This is a genomic window from Glaciimonas immobilis (assembly GCF_011947285.1).
GTDB classification, from domain to species: domain Bacteria; phylum Pseudomonadota; class Gammaproteobacteria; order Burkholderiales; family Burkholderiaceae_D; genus Glaciimonas; species Glaciimonas immobilis.
This window is the reverse complement of record NZ_JAAOZT010000010.1, coordinates 65,453-90,200: the sequence shown is the minus strand read 5'-3', so window position 1 is coordinate 90,200 and position 24,748 is coordinate 65,453. Positions and strand designations below refer to the sequence as shown.

26 protein-coding genes are annotated in these 24,748 nt (G+C 47.4%); 13 read left to right on the top strand and 13 right to left on the bottom strand.

Annotation, left to right across the window (positions count from 1 at the left end; translation table 11 throughout):
- Positions 1 to 201: hypothetical protein (locus HAV38_RS16885; protein WP_168056489.1), on the top strand; the 201-nt coding region annotated here is incomplete at its 5' end.
- Between the two features lie 71 nt (positions 202 to 272).
- Here the strand turns inward: HAV38_RS16885 and HAV38_RS16880 are convergent.
- On the bottom strand, positions 273 to 677 hold the full coding sequence (locus HAV38_RS16880) for a hypothetical protein (RefSeq protein ID WP_168056564.1): 405 nt from the start codon (positions 675 to 677) through the stop codon (positions 273 to 275).
- 487 nt (positions 678 to 1,164) lie between these two features.
- On the opposite strand from HAV38_RS16880, the gene HAV38_RS16875 reads away from it, so the two are divergent.
- Positions 1,165 to 1,458 carry a 2Fe-2S iron-sulfur cluster-binding protein gene (locus HAV38_RS16875; protein ID WP_168056563.1) on the top strand — a complete coding sequence of 98 codons (294 nt, stop codon included), beginning with the start codon at positions 1,165 to 1,167 and terminating at the stop codon, positions 1,456 to 1,458.
- Between the two features lie 86 nt (positions 1,459 to 1,544).
- Here HAV38_RS16875 and HAV38_RS16870 read toward each other — a convergent pair whose 3' ends face one another.
- The 5 genes from HAV38_RS16870 to HAV38_RS16850 form a co-directional block, all read right to left on the bottom strand.
- Positions 1,545 to 2,789, bottom strand: a complete 1,245-nt coding sequence (locus HAV38_RS16870; RefSeq protein ID WP_168056562.1) for a hypothetical protein — start codon at positions 2,787 to 2,789, stop codon at positions 1,545 to 1,547.
- Positions 2,790 to 3,119: 330 nt separating this feature from the next.
- Complete coding sequence (locus HAV38_RS16865; RefSeq protein WP_168056561.1) at positions 3,120 to 3,842, bottom strand: hypothetical protein; 723 nt, start codon at positions 3,840 to 3,842, stop codon at positions 3,120 to 3,122.
- 321 nt (positions 3,843 to 4,163) lie between these two features.
- A complete protein-coding gene (locus HAV38_RS16860; protein WP_168056560.1) occupies positions 4,164 to 4,703 on the bottom strand; it encodes a hypothetical protein in 540 nt (179 codons plus the stop codon).
- Positions 4,700 to 4,978, bottom strand: a complete 279-nt coding sequence (locus tag HAV38_RS16855) for a DnaJ domain-containing protein (protein ID WP_168056559.1) — start codon at positions 4,976 to 4,978, stop codon at positions 4,700 to 4,702. Before HAV38_RS16855 ends, HAV38_RS16860 begins: the two co-directional genes overlap by 4 nt.
- Positions 4,979 to 5,327: 349 nt before the next feature.
- Positions 5,328 to 5,870 (bottom strand): hypothetical protein, encoded by a 543-nt coding sequence (locus HAV38_RS16850; protein WP_168056558.1) that lies wholly within the window; start codon positions 5,868 to 5,870, stop codon positions 5,328 to 5,330.
- Between the two features lie 375 nt (positions 5,871 to 6,245).
- Between HAV38_RS16850 and HAV38_RS16845 the strand changes: the two genes are divergently transcribed.
- On the top strand, positions 6,246 to 7,844 hold the full coding sequence (locus tag HAV38_RS16845) for an EAL domain-containing protein (protein ID WP_168056557.1): 1,599 nt from the start codon (positions 6,246 to 6,248) through the stop codon (positions 7,842 to 7,844).
- A 62-nt stretch (positions 7,845 to 7,906) separates the two neighbouring features.
- On the opposite strand, the gene HAV38_RS16840 is transcribed toward HAV38_RS16845, so the two are convergent.
- From HAV38_RS16840 to HAV38_RS16830, 3 genes are all read right to left on the bottom strand, one after another.
- Complete coding sequence (locus HAV38_RS16840; RefSeq protein WP_168056556.1) at positions 7,907 to 9,397, bottom strand: DHA2 family efflux MFS transporter permease subunit; 1,491 nt, start codon at positions 9,395 to 9,397, stop codon at positions 7,907 to 7,909.
- Positions 9,398 to 9,498: 101 nt separating this feature from the next.
- Complete coding sequence (locus HAV38_RS16835) at positions 9,499 to 9,681, bottom strand: hypothetical protein (protein ID WP_168056555.1); 183 nt, start codon at positions 9,679 to 9,681, stop codon at positions 9,499 to 9,501.
- Between the two features lie 31 nt (positions 9,682 to 9,712).
- Entirely contained in the window at positions 9,713 to 9,976 is a 264-nt protein-coding gene (locus HAV38_RS16830; RefSeq protein ID WP_168056554.1) for a hypothetical protein, read from the bottom strand.
- A 582-nt stretch (positions 9,977 to 10,558) separates the two neighbouring features.
- On the opposite strand from HAV38_RS16830, the gene HAV38_RS16825 reads away from it, so the two are divergent.
- Together HAV38_RS16825 and HAV38_RS16820 are read left to right on the top strand one after the other, a co-directional pair.
- Entirely contained in the window at positions 10,559 to 11,641 is a 1,083-nt protein-coding gene (locus tag HAV38_RS16825) for a calcium:cation antiporter (RefSeq protein WP_168056553.1), read from the top strand.
- Between the two features lie 313 nt (positions 11,642 to 11,954).
- The gene (locus HAV38_RS16820; protein ID WP_168056552.1) at positions 11,955 to 12,473 is read left to right on the top strand and encodes a hypothetical protein; all 519 of its coding nucleotides are present in this window, start codon (positions 11,955 to 11,957) and stop codon (positions 12,471 to 12,473) included.
- 85 nt (positions 12,474 to 12,558) lie between these two features.
- On the opposite strand, the gene HAV38_RS16815 is transcribed toward HAV38_RS16820, so the two are convergent.
- Positions 12,559 to 13,338 carry a helix-turn-helix transcriptional regulator gene (locus HAV38_RS16815; protein ID WP_168056551.1) on the bottom strand — a complete coding sequence of 260 codons (780 nt, stop codon included), beginning with the start codon at positions 13,336 to 13,338 and terminating at the stop codon, positions 12,559 to 12,561.
- Positions 13,339 to 14,098: 760 nt separating this feature from the next.
- Here HAV38_RS16815 and HAV38_RS16810 point away from each other — a divergent pair.
- The 7 genes from HAV38_RS16810 (at position 14,099) to HAV38_RS16780 (ending at position 20,572) form a co-directional block, all read left to right on the top strand.
- Entirely contained in the window at positions 14,099 to 14,257 is a 159-nt protein-coding gene (locus HAV38_RS16810) for a hypothetical protein (protein WP_168056550.1), read from the top strand.
- 52 nt (positions 14,258 to 14,309) lie between these two features.
- Positions 14,310 to 15,524, top strand: a complete 1,215-nt coding sequence (locus HAV38_RS16805; RefSeq protein ID WP_168056549.1) for a YcaO-like family protein — start codon at positions 14,310 to 14,312, stop codon at positions 15,522 to 15,524.
- Entirely contained in the window at positions 15,505 to 16,179 is a 675-nt protein-coding gene (locus tag HAV38_RS16800; protein ID WP_168056548.1) for a TfuA-like protein, read from the top strand. The genes HAV38_RS16805 and HAV38_RS16800 overlap by 20 nt, the downstream gene beginning before the upstream one ends.
- On the top strand, positions 16,176 to 16,934 hold the full coding sequence (locus HAV38_RS16795; RefSeq protein ID WP_184013399.1) for a hypothetical protein: 759 nt from the start codon (positions 16,176 to 16,178) through the stop codon (positions 16,932 to 16,934). Before HAV38_RS16800 ends, HAV38_RS16795 begins: the two co-directional genes overlap by 4 nt.
- 287 nt (positions 16,935 to 17,221) lie before the next feature.
- Positions 17,222 to 18,391: a HesA/MoeB/ThiF family protein gene (locus HAV38_RS16790; protein ID WP_168056546.1), complete on the top strand. Its 1,170-nt coding sequence runs from the start codon at positions 17,222 to 17,224 to the stop codon at positions 18,389 to 18,391.
- A gap of 46 nt (positions 18,392 to 18,437) precedes the next feature.
- A complete protein-coding gene (locus HAV38_RS16785) occupies positions 18,438 to 19,763 on the top strand; it encodes an MFS transporter (RefSeq protein ID WP_168056545.1) in 1,326 nt (441 codons plus the stop codon).
- Between the two features lie 17 nt (positions 19,764 to 19,780).
- The gene (locus HAV38_RS16780) at positions 19,781 to 20,572 is read left to right on the top strand and encodes a class I SAM-dependent methyltransferase (RefSeq protein WP_168056544.1); all 792 of its coding nucleotides are present in this window, start codon (positions 19,781 to 19,783) and stop codon (positions 20,570 to 20,572) included.
- A gap of 160 nt (positions 20,573 to 20,732) precedes the next feature.
- Here the strand turns inward: HAV38_RS16780 and gorA are convergent, their stop codons facing one another.
- The 3 genes from gorA to trxA all read right to left on the bottom strand — a co-directional run bounded on the left by gorA (position 20,733) and on the right by trxA (position 23,257).
- Positions 20,733 to 22,109 (bottom strand): glutathione-disulfide reductase, encoded by a 1,377-nt coding sequence (gene gorA, locus HAV38_RS16775; RefSeq protein ID WP_168056543.1) that lies wholly within the window; start codon positions 22,107 to 22,109, stop codon positions 20,733 to 20,735.
- 253 nt (positions 22,110 to 22,362) lie between these two features.
- A complete protein-coding gene (locus HAV38_RS16770; protein ID WP_168056542.1) occupies positions 22,363 to 22,758 on the bottom strand; it encodes a DUF4148 domain-containing protein in 396 nt (131 codons plus the stop codon).
- A gap of 166 nt (positions 22,759 to 22,924) precedes the next feature.
- On the bottom strand, positions 22,925 to 23,257 hold the full coding sequence (gene trxA / locus HAV38_RS16765) for a thioredoxin (RefSeq protein WP_168056541.1): 333 nt from the start codon (positions 23,255 to 23,257) through the stop codon (positions 22,925 to 22,927).
- 131 nt (positions 23,258 to 23,388) lie between these two features.
- Between trxA and HAV38_RS16760 the strand changes: the two genes are divergently transcribed.
- Positions 23,389 to 24,219 carry an AraC family transcriptional regulator gene (locus HAV38_RS16760; protein WP_168056540.1) on the top strand — a complete coding sequence of 277 codons (831 nt, stop codon included), beginning with the start codon at positions 23,389 to 23,391 and terminating at the stop codon, positions 24,217 to 24,219.
- Positions 24,220 to 24,748 lie beyond the last annotated feature (529 nt).

Genomic DNA, 24,748 nt, shown 5'->3' with positions numbered 1-24,748 from the left:
TGGCAGCGCGCGCGTTCCAGCAAGCGCGAGTCGGTCGGATGGACAATCGCCTTTTCCATCGCCGTGGTGTCGACAATCACACGCCTGATGCTGGCGGCCTTGATGATCACAGCCCGTTTGGCCGCTTCGAATTCAGCAACTACTTTTACGTATCCAACCTATGCCAGAGGCCGTTCTCTTAATTTATTCATGGCCGACTAATGACTTTTTTGATGCGAAAAGGGCGCAAAGACGCCAGAAACGTCTTGGATTTAGTAGCGTTGGGCGCTAGCTTAATATTTTGGCACTTTAAATGGATGATCCAGCACGATGCGAGTGGCTGCGATCATGTTGCTGAGCCCGAGTATTAATTGTGTCAATGTATCGCCGGGCAACGCCCATATTTGCGATCCGGGCGCGGCAACGCCGGTGGCCGCAGTGATGACCGGACTGACCCACTCTGCGTCTGGGGTGACATCAAGCATGACGTCACCTTCCTGCGTGGTGTGCAAGTAAATCTCGCCACCCAATTCCAGAAAAAAACAAATACCGTAACCGGTCGCGTTGTTTTTTTTGATGGCATGTTGCAGATCGCGGTTGTAGCTATCAATCCATGCTTCGATGTCGTAGGTGGTGTTTAACACTATCCAGGGCCGTTTAGCGTATAGATCAATCGGGTCGACGTCTGAGTCTTGCATTGTTGCACCTTACCGTTGATGAGAGTCCAGCGCGCTAAAATGTGCTTGAGAAATTAGGCGGCTTCCTTAAAATATTTAAGATTTGTGCTGAATTTAAGAACGTTACTGTAATGGATAAAGCGCTATCGGGACAGGGAATTCAGGACGATTTTGCGTTATCGTTCGCACTTTGCTCACCCCTATCAGAGCGTCCAGATCAGATCCATCGATCTACGCAATTTTAGAGCGTAAAAACGGTGTATTGTAAGGTTTATGGTACCGCGAGGAGGTAAGACTTATGAAAGTACATTTATAGGAGTCGCGGTTACCTTCTTGATCGTGGGGCCTGATTATTTATCGTATGACAACTATCAAAAAGGCACTCTTGATTGCGCCTGGTACCAAATGCCGTCCGGCGGCCCCCAATAAGCCAATAAGCATCCCTCACACGCAATAACACTCGCAATAACCCTTCACTAACCGGTGAATAACCTTTTAACGACGCACTATGGATAAAGCATTTCAGATAATGATAGCGCCAAAAGGTTGGGTATTTGAATCAACTAATACGGTGACATTATTGCAGGCAGCCAGAAATGGTGGCGTCATTCTGCCTAGTTCATGCCGCAACGGGACGTGTCGAACCTGCTTGTGCCGGATGCTGAGCGGTCGCGTCAGATATGATATCGAATGGCCGGGACTGAGCGCAGACGAAAAATATGACGGCTATATTCTCCCTTGTGTGGCCCATGCAGAATCCAGTCTGGTGATAGAAGCCCCGCGCGCAATTGCCATGGAATGACCCAGATAACGAGGTGCCAAGGTTTAACCTGCGCCACGCCAAATAACCATATCGGCGGCGTCAGGGAGCTAGCTTTTCAGATCTTTTTACTTCGCCACGCTAGCTTTTGTCTTGGGTGCAGACTTCGTCCTGACGTTGCAATTCTCTTTTAAAAATTTGATCGCGCTGACGTATTTGTCATCATCCTTGTCCAGCATGAATGCCGCTGCCTCGGGGAGGAATTCCTCCTCCCATAACGATAACAAATTATCTTTCATTTCAAATGGCGCAGCGTTGGCGATAAACGACGCCACGGCTTCGCTATTAAAGCCGCGTTGACGCACCTGGCGCGTGATCGCTTTGGCTTCCGCTTCGGAAATCGTGGTCTTGGGCCTGGTGTCCGCTGCGATACACAAAAAGGCGGTGAGGCGCGAAAATGGGTCCTCTTTGCCGCCGGTGACCTTGCGCCACTCTTCCGACATCAGGGTATCGAACTCCTCGACATCGTCCATCCCACTCTCTCGCACGAAATAGCGCAGCTCCACCGTATTGCGCATTTCGTCGAGGCCGAGGGCGCTATTTACGATCAGCGGACCGTCGTGTTTTTCAATTTCCCGGCGAATTTTATCGCAGATCTTTTGATACTCTTCCGGCACATCATCGAGCAGCTTTTTGGCTATTTTCAATTTGCCAACGGCGGTCGCCTGGATACGGACGGTGCTCAGCTGTGCCGCAAAAGCATTGCGCCCGGGGAAGCTGTCCGCCCCTGCTGCACGCACTAGAATAGCGCTACGGATAACCGTTTCGGCACTCGTGAACTCAAGTGCTGAGCGCGGCAGTCCCATGCTTTTGGCGAACCAGGTCGCGGCCGCCAGCGTGTTGGCGTCTTCTTCCCGAGTTTGGCGTTCTTTGCGGTAGGCACTTAATGAATAGGGTTTGATGAGCGTGCGCTCATCCTGAAAACTTTTAACGTCCTGACTTTTTACGTCGCCGAACACTGCGCAGTCCGGCAATGCGTGCAACGCCTTTAGCATTTCGTTGCCGCCACGTGAATGGGATAAAAAAGAATTGTCACGCAATGATATGGCGGCCTCCTCCAAGTTACCCTGACAGGCGTCTTCAAGGTAAAGGCTGATCAGATTGACCATACGCTTGCGTGCGTTGTCCAGATCGGTGTGCAGATGACTCGAACCGAAAAAATTGGCAATTTGTACCGATCCTTTGGCGCCGTCCGCGATGATTACCTGGATTTTAGCGCGATCGATAATGTCATTGTGCGCGCCATAAGTCAGCGCTTTTTCAAAAAAAGGACGCTTATCGACGGTGGCAATATGACGGTTGTTTTCGGACATGGATGGGCAATTAAAAGGTGTAAGAGGCAGGAAGGACCAGAGCATTTGGGTATGGACGGATCCCTGCGGCATTTTTTTTATCGGCATGCAGAGCCTGCCAATGACCGAAAGCGTTATATTTTAATCTTGATATTAAGTAAATATTGGAAAAATATTAAGTAATTTACTGAGCAACTTACTGAGCAACTCAGTAAATTGCTCAGTAAGTTGCCTAATATTTCAGCCATTAAGCCGGTGGGTGAATCAGGCGAAAATGCTAAAACTTTGTGCATCTTCAATGGATTCCCCACATGGCCACGCGCTGAATGCCGGGGTCGGATTACCGGTTGCTTACAGCGCCGACTCTTCGGAAGGATCGATGAGGATCGTCGGTTTGACCACGGCCTTTGCTGCAACGGGCGCTGGCGCTTCGTCATCGTATTCTTGTGCGGCTTCGAGTTGTTCCAGCCGCTCCAGTTCTGCTTCACGCCGCTTGCGCTCGATACTGCGTTTTTTGAGCGTAGGCCATACTTGCTCAAAAATATCTTCGTGCTCATGCTTGAGCAACCAGGTCAACTCTTTCCAGTCGCGATCGGCGACTTCGGATTTCTCGACGGCGTCACGCTCTTCCGAAAAATTGACGTTGAATGTATCAAACGCGGCGAAATGCGTCACTTCCTCATCGCGGTCCGACAAATAGTCGATAAATGCTTCGTAACCGCCTTCGCGCTCGGCGATGGCTTCGATGAAGTCACTGGTTTTGGTGTCGTCGCGGAACAGTACCGAATTCATCATGCCACGCAGACGCACGTGCGTGTGGTCGGCGTAGAGCTTTTCAATCACGACGGCGCGCGCGAATTGCTCCGGCGTTACGAGCAGGTTGACGACCGATTCCTTCGACGTGTCGTATTCACGAATTACGGCCAGTAGATCCTTAGGCGGCATTTCTTCCAGCACGGCCACCAAAGCGTAGTCGCCCTCGGTTTCAGCCAGATTGACCAGCGCGTATTCTGCCCCGGCAATATCGCCTTCACGGATCAGATTAGCGGCTTTGATGATGAGCGCGTTTGTCATGGTGTACTTTATAAAAGATAGTAAAAATGGGCAGCCACGGCGGGCACGACGCATCAAATTTTTAGCGACACGCGCGGTGCGGTGCGTGGCTTTAACAGCGTGTGAAAGCCATTTATGGAGAGCAATATTCCAAGTGCCAGGATGGTACGGTCGGGCGATATCTTAAGGGCTTTCGTGCGGAGAAACTTTTTCCAGCGATCTAAGCCTCACGGAACCCGCAGAAATTTTGTAGATCATTCAACTATTTGCAGACCAATCAAGGCGTCGAAATCGACGCGCCTTGATTGCTGCCCTCTGCCACCAACTATTATGATGGTTAAATTAATGACGGTCGAAACCTTGTTCCGCCAGCCAGTCGGCTCCTTCGGTCTCAAGATCCTGATCGCGATCTTCATCGCGCTCGACTTCATCCACGCTATCGTCCGAATCGTCAATCGCGGATTGATGCGCATAGTCGCCGTGATAGTTACCGTTGCTTTTTTCGTAAAGATATTCAAGGCAGACGGTAGTGATCAAAAAGTTTTCGCCCCCGGTTTCCTTCAGTGCAATCGCGACCAATGCGTCGGCCCAAGGCTCAAATTCTACCGTCGCGGCGATCTCATCCCATGCCGGAAACTCTTCCACCTCGTTGGTCGACAGCAACACCATCGCATGCGGATTGGGAAAGCTGACACCACCATGAAATGCGACAGACACCATTTCAGGGGCGGTTTCGATCATCGGCATCATCAAAGCGAACTGCGAACGCTTGGCTTTTAGCCGGGACTTCAGAATGTCATTGCCCTCGGAGTCGCTGCGTAAGTCTTCCAGTTCAGCCTGATAGGCTTTGGTCAAATCTTCAAAATAGGTAGAAAGCATCATTGCAGTACCTTATTAATATAGGTGGTCCAGATTTGTTGCGCTGTTTCTAGCGGATTTTCCAGCAAACTGCGCCGTCGATTCTCATCGTACTCATTGCGCCTGATTTCATCTGCCAGCAGATCATAGGCTTCTTGTACTTGTCGGAACTGCGACGGCGCGTCCGGCGAACTATTTCTATCTGGATGAAATTCTGACGCCTTCTTGCGATAGGCATTTTTTATCGCGCCAAACGACGCATTACTTTCAACGCCTAATACAGCGTAATAATCTTTCATACGTTTAGTACCCCGTACTGGATGTGATTTTATTTTTTCTGTTTGGGATATTCAGGGTAGCGATCAATAACGTTCCCATGTAGACTTCAGATGTAAACACATAGTTAAGCCGCCAATTATTTGCTTATTAAGTTACTAAATTAGCAATCATGTTTAAGGCAAGCATCTAGTAGTCTACACTAGTGTGTGGGACAAGGTCGATAATCAACATGACAACTCTGTTGCTAATATGGTGGTAACAGTCTTGATGTCGGGTGATTTATCCGCCGATCAGCATTACATGCAATGTCAGCGCAGCGAGACAGTTCCTCGCGACAAATCACGCAAATGGGTGACGCAAAGCGTACTATCAGGCAGGTTTGCGGAAATCTGTCTCTATCCAGGCATTAGCACTGCTCTTGGTTAACACAAATGTGGACCGCACTTGCACCTGCGCTAATTGGTTGCCATCTTCGTCATGGGCGGTCAATACCGCATACGGGAAGTCATCATCGGGAACGATATCGAGGGTTACATTAACGGTAGCGGAATCGGTCGCGACAACTACTTCTTTATGCAGCATGGCATGCAATTGCTGCTCATGGCGACGCAAAACTTCTGATGCAGTCTTTACCAAGGTATTAAACGCGTTCGTGTCGAGCGGTTTAGGGTTCTTCTTATCGCGTCCCATGGTCCAGGGACCGACTAGCGCCGGTTCCGGTTCGCCATCTTTGATCATCTCTACTGCCCAGCCTTCATCGTCCACATTCTTGATCACGCGCGCCGTCCAGCCAACATCGCGCCACAAGCGGGGTTCTTGGGTAGTCTTCTCTAGCGGATTGTCGGCCTCATCGCTGGAGGCGTGCAACGTGGGGTCTAGAGTATTGCTCGGTGGAACCGGTAAATCATTCATTACGATATCGCTCACAACTGGGTTTGGGAGAGTATCTTAGTCGAAATCCTCCATTTACACATGCTGCATGTAGCGGTAGCGGGAAGAATGTGCAAGGATGGACGGCTTCAGTCCAATTGCAATTATCCCCTTGCATTGAGAAAAAATTGGATCGAAAGATTATTAAGGTAAGGTCGGCATAAGGCGGGCATCAATCCTGGCAACTACGTGAAATACATTATCGGGTATCTTTTACATAATGTGGTCGATCAGACAGACTAAATCCAATGATCAATGTAATACTCTGGCGCAGACATAAGTAAGCTGGGGCCCGCATAAGTCTCAAAATTGTGTAGTCAGCACCACTAAACAAAAACAATACAGTGAGGAGATAGTTTGAATCGTAAGCGCGTCATTATCATTGCAGCGCTGCTGGCGTTACTTGGCGGTGTTGGTCCGCTAGTTCTGACATTTTATCTGTCCCAATACCTTGCACTTGAGGCTGAAGAGGGGCGCCTTCAACTTATTTCCGACCTCGCCCTTGACCGGTCCATATCGACCTTTGCCAGCGCGATCAAGGCGCTACATAAATTTGATACCCTCCCATTCAAGCCGTGTTCAGAAGCGCATATAAAACTAATGCGGACGGTGACCATCACCACACACACCGTTGACGATATCGGTTATATGGCAAACGGCATTCTGAAATGTAATGCGGGGGGCATGACGCGTACTATGATCAGGGGAAATCCTGTCGACTTTACTTTAGAGGATGGCGAAGGTGTTAGCGTGGGCGTCGCGCCCGATGTAGGCGGTAACAAGTCCATGACGAGCGTATCCTATAAATCACACATGGTGTTAATTGACGCCAGCCGCTTTGCCGATATCGTTATAGAACCGGATGTTCAATTAGCCGTCCTGACATCGTCAGGGAAGCTGCTAGGTACGCTACATAATCCGGATCTTTCGCTGATCAATGCCATTGCGCGGGGGCCTAATGGGACTCACGTCAAAGACGATCTCTTTGCGACCAAGCGCCGTTCAGGCTTGGTCGCAATCGCCATAGAACCGCGTAGAAAAATTATTCCACAAGTGCGGCGCGAACAAATTGTGCTGTTCCCGCTCGGGTTGTTACTCGCCATTTCTATGGTCGGCGCAGTCATATTATTTTCGCGTAGAAGGCTTTCGCCTTTGGGGGAGCTGAAGATTGGCATCGATCGCCGCGAGTTCATCGTTCACTATCAACCGATAATAGAACTAAAATCAGGCGCGTGTGTGGGAGCAGAAGCCCTGGTGCGATGGCAGCGACCAGACGGTAGCATAATGCGCCCTGATTTGTTTATTCCTCTGGCAGAAGAAAGCGGCCTGATTTTGGGAATCACGGACCAGGTCATCGCATTAGTGATTCGCGAGATGAAATCCATACTCGCGACGGACCACAATTTACATATCGCAATTAACCTCAGCGCATCGGATATAAAATCTGGCCGTGCGCTAACAGTTTTAGGTAAAGCCTTGCTTAACTCCGGCATACAACCGCAACAAATCTGGCTGGAGGTAACCGAGCGTGGTTTCATGGATATCGATACCACTCGCGCGACGATCGAGCGCGCACGCGCGCTGGGTTATACGGTCGTTATCGACGATTTTGGAACGGGCTATTCCAGCCTGTCGTACTTGCAGGAATTCCGCCTGGATGCCCTAAAAATCGACAAGTCATTTATCGATACCGTTGGCACCGACTCCGTTACCAGCAGTGTGACGCCACATATTATCGGCATGGCGAAATCTCTAAAACTAAAAATTGTCGCGGAAGGAATCGAAACCAAGGCTCAGGCGGATTATCTGCTAGAGCAAGAGGTTGAATACGGTCAGGGCTGGCTGTACGCAAAGGCGCTGACATCGACTGGATTTATACAATATTATTGGCATAACAAATTATTGTCATCACCACCTAATAAAAAACCTGACCGTAACGGGGTGGCAGCACAATAAACTCACGTGCCGCCGGGTCAACCAAAAACGCCGACCCTTACAGACTTGAGCGTCGATTATCCTTATCGCTGCCGGCGTCCCGTATCGCGATCATTGCGCCATAAAATGGTAAAGATACATGCGGTAATGAGCAACACCCCGCATATCAGTTGAAAGGTATCACTAAACGCCAGTTGGTAGCTCTGACTTTTCAGGGTTACCAATGCGACCCCCTCCGCCACATGGTCGGCATGAATAAAGTCGGCGTAATAGTGTGCCTGCCGATAACTCACCAGCGTGGTCAGCATCGCCACGCCGAGCGCACCCCCAAGCGTACGCGACACATTAAATAGAATCGCTGCGGATGCAGCATCGCTTTTTTTGATCGCGGTCGTAGCCAATATACCTAACGGCGTTAACATCAATGTTCCGCCGATACCGCGTAATATTTGCGCGACGATCACCCAATCAAACTGAAAATGCAGGGAAGCAAAACTCCACGTAATAGCGCTCAGCGCAAAGAGAGCGCTGCCAATCGCAATCAAAATATAAATATTTACGCGTCTTAAAATCAACGGCATACACATTAGCGTAACCAGTTGCGCCGCACCGCCAAAAACAATGATGTGGCTAATCTGGATCGGCGAATAGGACTTCAAAGTAATGAGCAAATAGGGAATTAAAAAATAGCATCCAAACAATGCTGCTCCAGCGAGCAAATTTGCAGTGCAACTGATCAACAATTGGTAATTTTTTAAAAGAAAAAGATTCACCAAGGGATCGCGTACGCGCAATTCATTAATAACGAATACCGTTAATGCACACATTGCCGTCATAAACAAAGTCAATATCAGGGGAGAAGAAAACCAGCCCTGACTACCCCCCTCCTCCAACACATATTGCAGGCAAGCCAGACCAATCACTATCGTCGCCAGCCCAAGAAAATCTACTTTCAGTTTTTGGCAAAAATCGTGAATATCGTTATGCAGCCCTGTCATCATTAAAGACAATGCCAATAGCCCGATAGGCAAATTAATATAAAACAGTGATTGCCAGCCGTACGACTCTGTCATGACCCCGGCAATCATAGGACCAAGCGTCGGTGCCAAGGCGACGGTGGCACCAAACAGCATGTTTGCCTTGCCGTGATCGGACGGCGGCAGCTTAACAATGATAAGGTTGTAGGCGAAAGCCATTAGGGCGCCCCCAGCACCACCCTGAAGAGCCCGAAAAAAAACCAGACTGGCAAAGCTCCAGGCTTGCGCGCAAAGGACTGAACTCACCATGAAGGTAACGCAAAATATAAATGCGTAGCGTTTTGTTCCCAGCGCCCTTAGCATCAGGCCGGAAAGCGGCAAGGTAACTATTTCAGCCATCAAATAAGATGACGACAGCCACGAGCCTTTTTCTAACGGAAAATGCATCGCGGTCTGGATCGTCCCGATCGCCGCATTTGTGATCTGGATGTCCATGATGCTCATCAAGACCGCAATAATGCTACCGATAAAACTAAGCCAGGCGAGCGTAGTTTTTTTATCCCGATCCATTACACCGCCAATTGAGCGAGGTTCCATTTAAGCGATCAAAAATTAAGGGCGGCATGCAGTGCAACCTCATCCGCGCAAAGAAGTCGCGAAGACGATGGTCGTTGGGCTGCTGGAGAAAAATGAGACAGTTAATGTTCGACGCCCATTTCTGACAAGATATTCTTAAGATGGTCGACGAAGGACTGCACTGTTGCCGACGGCAAATCGCCGCGCAACATTAGTCGCACACCTGCCCGGCCTTTGGCGACGACAGGAAAAAATACCGGTGAGCAATAGTAACCTTGGTCGAACAGCGCTTTGGATAAATACACCGCTTTGCTTTGGCCGCCTACTTCAATAACTTTAATATTGCAAAACGTCCGGATGACTATTGAGTCCGAGATAAGAACAAGAGCATAAATTGACGAAATCTTTGCCCGTCGACATATCACGCAACTTATTCTGACCAGCATTGGCGACGACACGAATACCTATCATGTTATGTTCCTGCGCGATGCTATAACCAATCTCAGAAGCGGCAACCATCTTGGCATTATTACGAAACAAATTTGGCCCAACTACTGCATTATTTTCAATTTCAATTTCAAACTTAGATTCAGATTTCAAGAGCAGGCACCTTTCATATTTTTGATAATTTTAGAAGAAAAAATCGACCTTCAAAATTAGTATTGCCCATCCATAATTCCCACGAGATCAATGCGCAATCCAACCAGTACATTTGCTACGCTATCGCAATAATTGCGGCGCTTGAAACGGGAAAGGTAGCGTGAGAATCCAAAAGCAAAAGTACGATCTTGGATTATCAGTAGTTGACACCTTCAGTAGGATCTGGCTGGTACCGCTCACTCGTTACGGACAATGAGTATCGGCTTTTATAAAAAACTTTATTGCGCACTTACCCATGCTTACCCCTCTTCTCAACTCTTTCCTATCCGCAACCCTACACCTTATTCACGTCGAAAACCGTCCTTCGCCGAGTGATTTAAGTAAATGTCTTGCTTCTGTTGATTTCCGGCTGCCGCTTGCTACGCTGGCGAGCGGTCGAAAGGTTCAAGCTACTCAGAGTCTATGCTTTGGATAATGCGGAACAAAAAATTGATTAGCGACATCCCCCGCGAAGAGTGCTTTAGCGATTCGGAGACCATCAGTCGCTTGCCAAAAACGCGTTACTCGTGTCCAATCGGAAACATGAAAAAATTTCCCCCTTTACCCAAATGGACCATCGTGGCACCGATTGCTGCCTGGTTATTACTCGCCGGCACGCAGTTTGATTTCGGTGCTATGTACACGTTATTGCTGATAATCGGCCTGCTCGGTGGCGTACTCGCTGCCGTGTACCACGCCGAAGTAGTAGCGCATCGGGTAGGGGAACCGTACGGCACATTAGTGCTGGCATTAGCGGTGACGTTGATTGAGGTGGCGCTGATTGTGTCGCTGATGCTGGCTGGCGGCACAGAGACCATGGGCCTTGCGCGAGATACGGTTTTTGCCGCCATCATGATTATTCTCAATGGTATCGTCGGAATTTGTTTGCTGGCCGGTGCCAGTCGCCACAAAGAACAAACCTTCGGATTGCTTGGCGTCAGCGCGTCACTTGCTACGTTGGCCGCGATTGCCGTATTAACGCTGGTTTTGCCTAATTACACGTCAAGTGCTGCCGGGCCGTTTTATAGCTCCAGCCAACTGGCCTTCATCGCGGTCATTTCTCTGGTGCTGTACGGGACTTTCGTGCTGGTGCAGACCGTGCGCCATCGGGATTACTTTTTGCCGGACGAATCGACCAATGACGAAGACATCCACGCGTCCCCACCCTCCGCCAAAGTAGCGTGGGTGAGCGGCGGCTTATTGATCGTTTGTCTGGGCGCTGTAGTGCTGCTGGCGAAATCGCTGGCGCCAACGCTGGAACTGGCAGTGGCTAACGCCGGTTTACCTAAAACGCTGGTCGGTATTATCATTGCAGCCGTGGTACTTTTGCCCGAGGGATTGGCGGCAGTGCGTGCTGCGCGGGCCAATCGGCTGCAAACCAGTCTTAATCTAGCACTTGGCTCAGCTTTGGCGAGTATCGGATTGACGATTCCCGCGGTGGCCATTGTCTCGCTAACGACCGGCCTGACCTTGTCGCTGGGTCTGGATATCAAATCAACCGTATTGTTAGTACTATCCTTTATTGTTGCAACGTTATCGTTGGGGACAGGCCGAACAACCGTTATGCAGGGAACGATCCATCTGGTTATCTTCGCCGTGTATCTTTTTACAACGATTGTGCCGTAGAGACCGTTCAGGGTTTTCATCTCGCGGGCTTCGGATTAGATGATTTCTATGCCATTAATGCCCAGCAATTCCGACAAAACCTAAAAAACGCCACTTATTTTTGTTCAATTTGCGTGGTTTTGCGCATGACACAAATATATTTTTGGCCGAGCTGCTCGAAATAAATCCTGTCGGGGGATAATACAGGTCTTACTGAGGGTCTTGCTTAATTAATGACCTGATTCACCCCCACAGATCATGGCCGCTTTGTAGCATATTCGATGCTTCAGCTTGCCGTGATGTGGTTAGCTATCATTATTGGATATATTGTATTTTGAAGACGACAAGAGGCAAACGCTGGGACGGCGCAATTAATAGTCTGGCAGTTGAGTTCCTGAAAGACGCGATGGAGCAAATGATCGCCTACGGGGATAGGGTGCAATTTGCACTAGGCACAGGTCAAAGACCGCATTATCAGGTTATCAATAGCTCTGATAAAAAAATGGCATTTAACAGCACGCATCATTTGCTGCATCCGGTCGGCGAAGAGTTTGATCCGGGCAATGTCAGTATGGTCTATTCGCTCGACCAAATTAAAGCAGCGATTGCTGGCGTTAACACCCGCTCTTCAGCGGCGTCGAGGGCACCTCGCGCCAAAAGCGTCGGCGGCACCCGGACCAGCGCGGTCAAAATTCAGGACGTAATCGATTCGCAAAAATACGACTACTTTAAACTCCACCGCGATTTGCTGCCACCTTCCATAGGCGAATATTCGGTACAGATTACCGATCTGATGAAACTGGGAAGTACGGCTGAAGAAGCCTTTGATACGGTGATAAAACTGCATTTCTAAGCGGATTTTTTTGGCGACTTTATTGACGCCAACGGATTACGCTTCCCAAAGATTGAGTGTTGAATGATGTGGTACTACCCTCATCCTACGGCACTTGATCAGGCCCGTAATCACCAATCATCAAGGGGAATATTGACTCCGTGGTATCCCTCAGAATGACGGAAAGCTGTTGAGAAAATAAAGACTGCGGAATGTAACTAAGGTATCCCAGCTCAATTGCACGATCCAGCAATTCGTATTTGCTAACAACTGCAAATTTCGCCTTAAGATAAGTAACGTATTGTTCTACGGTGCGCCTTGAAATATTCAAAATCGACGAAGTCATCTTTGCTGTATTTCCACGCATAAGAAAAAATAGCACCTCCGATTCCCTGCACGTAAGTTTTATAGACCCTCTTTCTTGCTTGATAAAATAGCTTTCCTGTTTAAGCAAATCGCACCCTCTTTGATTGCCGCGAACAGACGTCAGAAACGCCTCTAATTCTAAATTTCGAACCGAAGTAATATTTTCCCCATGGAAGATTATTCCGCAAATGCGACCTTCTTCATCTCGCATGGGCATTTTTGTAAAAATGTACGCACTCCACTCCCCTTCAGAACGGGGATGAATGTCCAAGACTCTCAACGATTTTGCCGAACTAATTACTTCCTGATCTTGCCTTTGAAATAAACCTGCACAGCGAGAGGCTCCGCAAGGTAGATCAAAATCACTGCAACCCACGATGTCTATATTATTATTCAAGCCGATTAAACGTGCGTAGGCTTCGTTGACATATAAAAATTTTGAATTTTGGTCCTTGCAACCCCAACAGCCTGGCATTTTATCGAAGATTTCCAAAAGCTTTGGATCAACTTGACGCGCCATATCAAAATACTTTCACTGGTGATTTTACAAACATCATTCGATGGCCAAATTTAAGAGTCGGGAGTTTTTTGCAAGCTTTGGACACATCCAATGCTCAAATCTACTTCCAGAATCGATTACTCCCGAAAACACATTGGTTACTAAATCACAAACAAAATATGCACGGATCGAAAATATATTGACAAATAAACAAATTCGATAATCCACTATACGCCGAGAGTATGAAAATAGTCCTTAAAAACTGCCAAACATCGAGTAAGTAGCTCCTTTTACTTACGCTTGATACAAATTCATTCCGTAATCCTTAAACAATCGCTTCCATCACCAGACAAAAATTTTCACTTCAAGATCGTCAAATACCTTCGATTTACGACCTACATTCATCCGCCAGTGTGAAGCGCTCTCTATTCGCACCTCATTGGCGGGCACTCCATAATTAGCCAAAAATCACGCACCTGTAGCGTTCACTGAAATTCTTTTTAAAATTACTCCGTAAAGAATACGGATTACAAATTTCAACCAGATTTAATAATATGGAACTGACCTTGGGCCATTAAACAAAGAGCTAACTTTTTCGTTTGGATATCTCGGATTCGGATCACTTCACGTCCGCAACATATACCAATAAATATTTTAGATTTTTAATTAATACCCGTCGTTAAAAGCACGTACCTCTAGGCGCGTTGCCCGGAGTCGCAATAAGTAGAGCCCGGATCTAGGGCGTTATGCAGGTAAATTCAATGACAAAGAAAGAGAAAAAATGCCTACTAATCACAATACTTTTAATCTGGAAATTGACGAAGTACTAGCCAAAAAATTTAGTGAGATTTTAAGCGAGGAAAGTTTGATGAATGCCGGTAACGTTGGTCATCAAGCCAACAATATCAACAACGGAACGGAAGAAAATTTAGATTTTTAATTAATAGATAGCGGAATTATGTTTACTTCCGCTATCAATTCTTGGATCCAATATGCACAGACTCAGTTCCAGCTTACGTACTCGCTCGGCAGCGGAAACTTTAAAATACGCAATGGAAATTGCCCCGCGTCTAGGTATAACCCGAGTCACGGATACCACTTGGCTGGATAGAATTGGCATACCCGTTTATGCAAGCATACGCCCCGCTGCTGCGACCGGATCTCTATGCGTAAACGCAGGAAAAGGCCTTCACGATATCGAGGCTAAAATCGGTGCTTATATGGAGTCAATAGAGTTCGCTTACGCAGAATTCAATGATTCAAAAATTCCTATTATTAGGTCATCCCCCGCCGAAATTTTAGCATCCTATAACGGACGTATCGACTTCGTCGACCTTTGTCCCCTGATGGATAGGACCATTTTAGCGGAAGAACTTATGATGGCTGTTTGCGCTCGCGATCTGTTGGACACCAATGAGGTTTTACTGCCAGCAGAATTAATTTTCATACCTTTCCATAGTGAGCTAAATCGCAAAGTTTTTGGACAAAGTTCAAATGGACTTTGCTCTGGGAACACAACAGATGAGGCGATTGTTCACGGACTTTGTGAGCTCATGGAACGGGACGTTCAAGCATTTAATTTTATTTATGACCGCTCCGCTTTAGTAGATTTGGATTGTCTTTCCCCGGAAGTCACATCTCTGATAAGAAAGATAAAAAATGCCGGACTCATTATAAGTATCAGACATACGGAGTCTTCATTTGGCTTCGCTTACTTCCAAGCCTTTCTCATGGAAGCGCACCCCGAGTCTCCTATAAGTATCGCCATCGGATCAGGGCTACACTTGATCAAAGAGGTGGCCCTCGTCCGAGCGATCTGCGAAGCCGCACAAAGCCGTTTAAGTCACATTCATGGAGGAAGAGACGATTTAATTGAGCGCGCAAAATATTTTGAGAGGTTGGGCCGCCCCATTGAATTGCAAGCTATTTACCAGCTACGAAATGATGCACAGTCACCAACCAAAAGAATTAGCTATTCCACGATTAACGATTCTAGCAAAGACATACGGTCAATAGCCGATGCGTTAGGGTTAATCATTAGGCGGCTACAAGCCTACGGTTTGAAATCAATCTGCTTTCTCCCGCTGACTCCGAACAATTCTCCGATTCAAGTGGTACGAGTCGTAGTTCCGTCCCTCGAATCATTTGATCCGTCACTAAAAAGAATAGGGCCCCGCCTAGGAAAATATGTTTCCGATACAAAATAAACTTCTGCATATATTTGTCGGACCAACTTTAGTTGGCATCACTCTTAAGGAAGGATGGGACGATCAACTGATAGTTCACGCACCGGCACGCCGCGGCGATGTTGCACGCCTTGTTAGAGATGAACCGCCAGGTAAAATTGCCCTAGTCGACGGCACATTTCATTCATATCCGGCAGTTGGTCACGCCGAAATTATGCTTGCCTTAAAGAGAGGCTGGTCGATATGGGGATTGTCGTCCATGGGGGCAATCCGCGCAGCGGAAATGCACACATATGGTATGCGAGGGTTCGGCCAAGTATTTATATCTTATCGCGATCATGATCTGTCCGACGATGAAGTAACTTTACTGCATCAGGAAGAATTTCCCTACATATCGCTTAGCCAACCATTGATACATATACGACTTTTAATTCATGATCTAATTCATCTGAAAATTCTTTCGCCGAAGTCTGGAGAAGAAATCATAATGCGACTTAAAAAAATGTGGTTTGGGGAAAGGACCATGACAAACTTACGTGAATATCTTGCGGAGGCTGGCGTAAAAGAAGAGCAAATAGCAGACATCAATCATATGTTCTCGCGCTTTGAAATAAAAACACATGATTTGATAGATTTTTTATCGTTAAAGCCATGGTTATCGATCGCCTCATCATGACTCCAGATAATCTACTAACACTACTAAACGGCCTACCGTTTATTGACGCAACGTTCAAGCCACAAGTGCTACTTACATTAGTCGCTTCGCTCCGCTCGGAAGCCGATCAGCGATACCTCCCATTCCTCAACGACTATCTTGTTCCAGATAATGCCCTTAGGATCTACCAGAGGCTGATGAAAAAAATGCCCACTCGTCCTGAGTCTGCTTTCCTTAATGACAGCCGAATCGAACTTGTGAATAAAGCCATCCGGCGAATCCTAGAGAAGCATCCCGAATGGAACGCGCTTTTGACTATTTCGATTGAATGGCGAAAGTTAACCACCGGACAAATAAGTTTAACTAATCCTGTTTTTCCTCAATTTATATTTTTAGGTGAATCAGCATTCGCCGATGAGCTCCTTCTTGAAGAAACCATTGTTCATGAAATGTCTCATGTCTGGTGTGGCTTCATAGCGGAAATCATTGATTTCCAGAAAAAAAACTCATTGGCTAAATTAACTCTTCCATCAGGCACGAAAAATAAGAGTGTACGTGGCGTATTATTTGCAGGCCTATTCGCCGCAGCAGCTATCAAATTTTATTATGTGGAGGGCAAAATTTTTCCGAAATGTGAAGACCGTATCGCCTTTCTTGAAAACTATCTTTCAGGATGTATCGACGTGGTCCATAAGTCGACAGACGCCTCCTATCTTGGTCTTCAAATCAACAACCATCTGGCCTTATTCCTTCAAGAACAACGCTCAAAAAATTAAGGAGATAAACATTCCTATTATTCATATTCCCAGGGCTTACCGTCAGCATACAGGTGAGGCAAAGTTATACAACAGTAACGCAACTACCTTAGACACCCTTTTTATTGAATTAATTAGTAGATACCCCTCCTTGATTGGTACTGTTTTTTCCTCAAACGGAAAACCATATCCTTTCACACGGATCGTGGTCCAAGATAGTCTGGTTACCGAGGACGAATATGCAAACAAAACCCTGTCTTCCAATACGCCTATCTTTCTCATTAATGCAGTTGCAGGAGGCTAGCTAAATGGTTTCTAATAAACTAACCAATGATGAACTGAAACGGTATGCGAGACACATATCACTTAACGAAATTGGTTTGTCAGGACAACAGAAAATTAAGAATGCTAGAATTCTGATTATTGGAGTAGGTGGCTTGGGATGTCCTGCAGCGCTGTACCTTGCTGCTGCTGGCATTGGCACTATCGGTTTAGTAGAAAATGACGTGATAGAAGAAAGCAATCTTCACCGTCAGATTTTATTTGGAAACTTGGACGTCGGTCGAAAAAAAATACACGCGGCGGCCGACAAACTGCTTCTACTAGCACCGCAACTAAATATTGAAAAATTTCCCGTCAGACTAACCCAAGAAAATGCGGTTGAAATTATTTCAAAATTTGATATCGTCATAGATAGCACCGATAACTTCGAAGCCAAATATCTCATTAATGATCTCTGCCATGTTTTGTTAAAACCTTTAATTTATGCATCGATCAATCAATTCGACGGACAGCTTGCTGTTTTTGACAGCCGCTTTGAAACGTCATTCAATTATCGCGACCTTTTTCCGTCAAAACCACCTCATGTTCTGAGCCCAAACTGTGCCGAGGCCGGAGTCATTGGTGTATTGCCGGGTCTATTTGGATGTATGCAGGCCAACGAAACAATAAAATTAATTTGCGATATCCCGTCCGGACTATCCGGAAAACTACTTTGTATGGATTCCATCACGCTAGAAACAAGATTATTCAATGTGAAGTTGGATTACTTAAATCCTTTACGTCGCCCAGGTTTTACTTTGCATGACGTCACCGAAGAAAAAAGTAACTTTATTAATACTAGCGTACAGCAACTTGAAGTCACCACGTTTTTGAGTTGGCTGAAATTAAAAAAACAATTTCAGTTGATAGACGTCCGTTCAGATGAAGAGAGGCAAGTAATTTCATATGGAGGTTTACATGTGCCGTTAATTAACGTTAAAGGAATGTCAGTAAGTATTCGCTCTGAAGTACCGCTCGTTTTTTACTGTGCATCTGGAAATCGGAGTACTCAAGCCTGCGCTATGTTAGAAAGCATGGGTCTCGGAAAAAACTCATACAGTCTTAAAGGAGGGGTAATGGAATTGATGAGACAAAATACAGAAGCCACGCAGATTTTCCGCCGCTTTGATCAACATGGAGTGTTGATTGCGACATAAATTCACTGCCCATCTAAAGTGGTTGATACTCGCGTTAAACAAAAAAATGAATATCTGGAACTGGGTAACCAGTTACGAGAGCGACAATTGGCGATTGTTAAGATTTCAATGGAGCATCTTTCTGCTGACTGTCGGCGCACGTTGCAACCAATTAGCAGTGGCGTGGTGGGCATTAAAAGAAACCGGTTCTGCAAGTTTGTTTTCGATAATAATTGCCTGCACAATTGGTGCGGAAGTACTGTCTAAACCCCTACTTGGTTGGACCGGGGACCGTTATTCAAAAATGAAGATCGTACTTTTCTGTAACGTCTTAACGATGTTTAGCGCGGCTTGCTTGTTGGCGCTTTCATTCATAGATTATTTTTCTATTACTTTAGTAACTTTCGCGATGATGTTGCTTGGCATAGCAGTTGGAATTAGAGACCCCATTCAATCCAGTATCATTCCTCAATTAACGCTTCTACGCAGCATAGCTATAGCATTCAATCGTAAAGCTGTGCTTTCTTCTATCGCCATGTTACTCGGGCCTGCAATAGCAGGGCTTCTTGTCTCCACATGGGGGGTCACCATAGCGTTGATTATCGATTTTGCTTTAATTGCTATCGCTATATCGATGATCGTGAATTTAAATATAGTCGGCGCTTCATCGACGATACAAACGCAAACGACTCAATCCATTGAGAAACCGCTGACTACGATCACGCCACCTTGGCACACGCTGATATCGTCAGGGTTTAAAGTCGTTTTTCGGGTAAAAATAGAATTTTATCTGGCGTTACTAGCGATGATGATCAATCTAGTTCTTTTTCCATTTTTTACAATCATCGTTCCTTTTTACGTCCAGGAAACAATCCAATTGCCAGCTTGGTATATCGGCTTGTTGGATTGCTCTTTTGGCGTCGGTCTGCTTCTTTCCAGCAAATTCTTACCGCGATTATTATCTTTCATCAGATTTCGGGATCGTTTGTTGATGACTGGATTTGGACTCCTCGGCCTTAATTTATTGGCAATTGGATTAGCCGTACCTTATTTTATTTTGCCAATCTTCTTTGCATTAGGAGGTTGCGGATTAATTTTGATTAATGTCAATACAGCGATTGTTCGTACGCTTGCGACACCTGCCTGTTTTCGAAATCGAATGGTCGCTACCGTGTCGTTTTTTTCATCGTTAGCAAGCCCCATCGGGAGTCTGATAGTAGGACTTGCAATCGCGCACTATGGCGTAGAAATAACGTCCCTACTAACCGGCGTTATTACCTTAACATTAATGCTAGGGGTCGCCCTCGTCCCCAATATACGGGTATTTATGAGAATGTCAGAAGATGAACTAGATGGCGCATATGGTCGTTTTTATCCTTCCGCTTTTCGGTAAAACCAAGCAACGACAAGATGTCCATACAAAATAATTTTACGGAATTAGCAGTCTTTTATGACACGATCTATACAGGACTTAAGGGATCAAAAGTATTTCAAGAAATACTTCAAGATGTTTTCGTGGAGGACTACTTTCCTGATCTGGAGAATTTTTCGTTCATTCGGAGGAGCGACGTTCATAAGCTCAAAGAATCTCTATCAAGTCTTCGCCTGCGTTCGACTATTCTAGAGTTGGGATGCGGAACCGGAGGCCTTCTACATTACCTATCCAAAGATCGCCTCGGATTAGCGATAGGTATCGACATATCACCCTGTGCGGTCGCGTATGCAACGCAAATACCAACGAGCGGATCTGAGCGAATTTTCTTTGCCGTTGCTGATATGACAGAGTTACCTTTTTCCTCAAACAGTATCGACGCAATTTTATCAATTGATGCGATTCATCATAGTAGACCCTTCACCGCAACCGCCGCCGAAATAGCGCGTGTTCTTCAACCAGACGGTAGGCTAATATTTACGCACTGGACCGACAGAAAAGCTTTACGCTTTCCTGCGCTTGATCCACTTTACCTTGCATTGCTGAAAAATGGATTAGAAATTGAGCACCTTTATGAAGCCGATCCTGGAATATTTATGCAACTAAAAGTTTATGCGGCTATCCACGATAACCGCGCACGGGTAACTGCCGAGTTAGGGCGCGAAATTTATGGCTTCTTGATGAATGAGGCGAGGGCAATGTGGCACCATGCAGGAAATGTATCGAGAATAATAGCGACATTTTCTAAGCCAAGTGTTGCTGGATACTGAGGTCGCGCTACACCCTCTGACTCTACATTGCTTTAGGTGCCATCGCTTTAAAACTAGTTGCGCAATATCAAATTTATCCAGAAAATCATGCCTCGTACGACGGTTGTACCCAACGTCCTACGAGGCTAAGCCATCAAGCGGCTGTAATGAGGACACCCGTTTACTTCCTCCTCACCGGCGTTCGCAATGTCACAAATTCTTCCGCTGACGTCGGGTGAATCCCAATCGTGTCGTCAAACACACGTTTGGTTGCGCCAGCCTTTAATGCGACCGCGATTCCCTGAATGATTTCGCCTGCTTCGGGGCCGACCATATGGCAACCGAGGACTTTGTCGGTGTCGCCATCGACGATGAGCTTCATGAAAGCTTTTTCCTCGGAACTGCTGAAGCTCAGTTTCATCGGGCGGAAGCGGCTTTCGAAGATGGTCACGTTGTGTCCTGCTGCACGCGCCTCTTCCTCGCTGAGTCCGACTGTGCCGATGTTAGGCAGGCTAAAGACGGCGGTCGGAATCATTTTGTAATCCACCGGACGGTATTCTTCGGGGCGGAACAAGCGACGTGCCACTGCCATGCCCTCAGCCAGCGCTACCGGCGTTAGTTGCACCCCGCCAATGACATCTCCCAGCGCCAGAATCGATGGTTCGGTGGTGCGATATTCGTCATCTACTTTGATGAAACCTTTGTCATCCAGTACAACGGCAGTATGCTCCAGCCCGAGATTGTCCAGCATCGGATGCCGACCGGTGGCATAAAATACACAATCGGCCTCTATCTTACGACCGTCTTTTAGCGTGGCACGCAGACTGCCATCCTCCAGCTTATCGATGCGCGCAATGTCGGCCTTATATTCAAGCGTCATACCTTTTTTGGTCAACTCTTCGTGCAGGTGTTGTCGCACACTGCCATCAAACCCGCGCAGCAACATTTCGCCACGATATACCAGCGTCGTATGCGCGCCTAAACCGTGGAAAATAGAGGCGAACTCGACGGCGATGTAACCACCACCAACGACCAGCACACGCCGCGGTAAATCCTTGAGAAAAAATGCCTCGTTGGAGGTAATCGCCAATTCTTTGCCCGGTATATCGGGAACACTCGGCCAGCCACCGGTTGCGATTAAAATGTTGGCAGCGCTAAATCGTTGCCCATTGATTTCCACCGTATGCGGGTCGATAAGACGGGCGTGGCCTTCCATCAGGGTCACGCCACTGTTCTCGAGTAAATGCCGATAGACGTCATTGAGGCGGTGGATTTCGCGATCTTTATTGGTGATCAGGGTGGTCCAGTCGAATTTTGGCTTATTGGTGGTCCAGCCAAAACCGCCGGCCTGCTCAAAGTCATCGCTGAAATGCGCGCCATAGACGAGCAATTTCTTGGGCACGCAGCCAACGTTCACGCAGGTGCCACCAAGATAGCGGCTCTCTGCCACCGCGACCCGGGCACCAAAACCCGCCGCAAAGCGCGCTGCACGTACGCCGCCGGAACCGGCACCAATGACGAAAAGATCAAAATCAAAATGGTCAAAACCGAAAGACATACTACTTCTCCTTGGCCATTCCGGCACACCGGGCCGGAAGTTGTTTGTTGTAAATAACTACTGAAAGCGATCTTAACCGGTTTGAAATAGTCCTGTTGACCAAATTAATATGTGCGCCCCAGACGTAAAACGAGGCAGCTTGCGATCACGCAACCTGCCTCGTTCTGCTTACTACCTCGTTCTGCATAAAATTTTACGTCGACGTTTTTGCAACCGCGTTTCTGCGTGCTAGCGTAATTATGCAATCGGCAAATTAATTACTTCCGGTTAAGTATTGATCGGTGTCCGCCAATGCTACCTCAGCCCGCACTTGAGCGCGCGTCTTAGTCGACGCCGATACTGGCGTTGCAGGATACAGATTGCGGGCGTAGTTCATACGTCCTTCATCCTGGGCTTGGGTCAGTTCCGCAATCACCTCGGCACGCGTTTTGGTGGAGGCAACGACGGGCGTGACCGGATACAGATTTCGCGCATAGTTCAACCTTCCCTCGTCGCCAGCCTGGGTCAGTTGGGCGATCACCTCCGCACGGGTTTTGGTGGAAACCGTTGGAGTTTCGACCGGATAAGTGGCTTCAGCAAAGGCAGAACCCGCAACAGCGGCAGTAGTAGCAACAAAGGCTGCAGAAATAAGCAATTTTTGGATGTTCATTTTTTTTCTTTCAGTAGTAGAGCATTGGAGCTTTGTAAGCCGGCAAGCAATAAAGCAAGCCTTAAAGACAATGTTGGCGCAACGCCCGCCCGGCACCATTGCCCGGCAGGTTAATTCGAATCTAAATAATCAGAATGTAAAAAAGTAGCGACTAAACCCTGCGCAGTTAATGCTGTGAGACCGCATCGGTCAGCCACGCGTGTAAAGAGGATTTGCTTTGCAAGCCGACTTTTTGTGAAACCGGCTTACCATCTTCAAACAGAATCAATGTCGGAACACCGCGTATCCCGTGCGTTTGCGCCAGTTCGGCGGCGTCATCGATATTCACTTTTGCCATGCGAACCTGACCTTTGAATTCGGAGGAAAGCGTATCCAGAGTAGGCGTCTGTGCGATACAAGGACCGCACCAAGGTGCCCAAAAATCAATCAAAGAAAACCCCGACGTGTTGCTGGTAAAGTCGGCTACTGCATCGGCTTTCAAATCAGGTAATGCGGACATGGTAGATTTCCTTTCTTTAAATTTACTGCTGAGTGCATGAGTAGAATCATGCCACCGAAAGTGATACTATTTGTGATTAATAGTCTTCAAAATAATGCAGATAGTATCAATCAGAGGAAATCAAAGGAAAAATGGATAGATTGTCACCGTTGTTTGCGCGCTTTGCCCCGTCAGCACGGGTATTTCACTCCGGATCGTTGTGCGGCAGCGCCGATGCGGACTTATCCGATGGCGGCGGCCATATACACCTAATTAATAGCGGTCGCGTAACGGTTTCCCGCCCGCAGTTCGATTCCATTACAATTGAGCAGCCGTCGGTGTTGTTCTTTCCGCGGCCCAGCGTCCATCGCCTGCAAGTGGATGAACACGATAAAACTGAGATGGTCTGTGCCACCATCAAATTCGGCAATGGCGTTGAAAGTCCGGTAATGCGGGCGCTGCCTGAAGTCATGGTGGTGCCGCTGGAATCGGCCCCGAGTCTGAAGCCAATGCTGGCGTTATTATTTGCGGAGGCATTTTCCGATAAATGTGGTCGCCAGGCGGCCATTGATCGGTTGACCGAATATTTGATGGTGCTGTTATTGCGCCATGCGATGACCAACGATATCGTGGGCGGCGGGATTCTTGCCGGTCTGGGCGATCCGCGCCTGTCCAAGGCGATTACCGCGATGCACGAGCGCCCCGAGCAGAGTTGGTCGCTGGAGCAACTGGCAGAATCTGCCGGCATGTCCAGAGCGCGCTTTGCAGTACATTTTAGGGAGACGGTCGGTATGACGCCGCTGGATTATCTGACTGACTGGCGGGTCGGCGTCGCGCAGGTATTACTCAAAGGCGGCCAATCGCTGAAATTCGTCGCGCCAGCGGTGGGCTATATGAGCCCTACAGCATTCACTCGCGTATTTAGCCAGCGGATAGGCGCATCGCCGACAGAATGGTTGGCGCAGAGCGCGAACGCCTATTAGACTTTTTGAGACTTTTTCCGGCCCCTGCTACACGCGGCAAGACTGCAGCGGACATTATGCGACGCAATAGGGCAATGCAATCACGCTTCTTTTACACCCGTCAAACTGTGGGAAGCACGTAATCGGCAAACTGCTCGCGCAACTTGTTTTCAGTGCCTTCCCGGTTGCATCCGCAAACGCAAAGATAAAAGTAGACGAAAATGTCAGCGCTCTGACGCGAATTTTTAGACGATGAGTGCTCATGTGAGGTTGAGATTACCCTACATTCAAGCAAACGCGTGCCTACACCATCGTGATGTAGAGCGATTCTTCGGCAGGTCGGGAATGGCGGAGGAACGTTACCTTTTAATGCCAATCTGCCAAAACCCACGGAACGCATTTAAGGTCCGAGCGGTCCACTCTGACGCACGGTCATCAGCCGGTCATGTAAATCGTGCTTACTAAGCGATTTACCAAATTACCCACACCGCTATTAATTTATTTCAATGTCAACACCTGCACCTTCAGGCACCGCAGGTATCGTAATAAC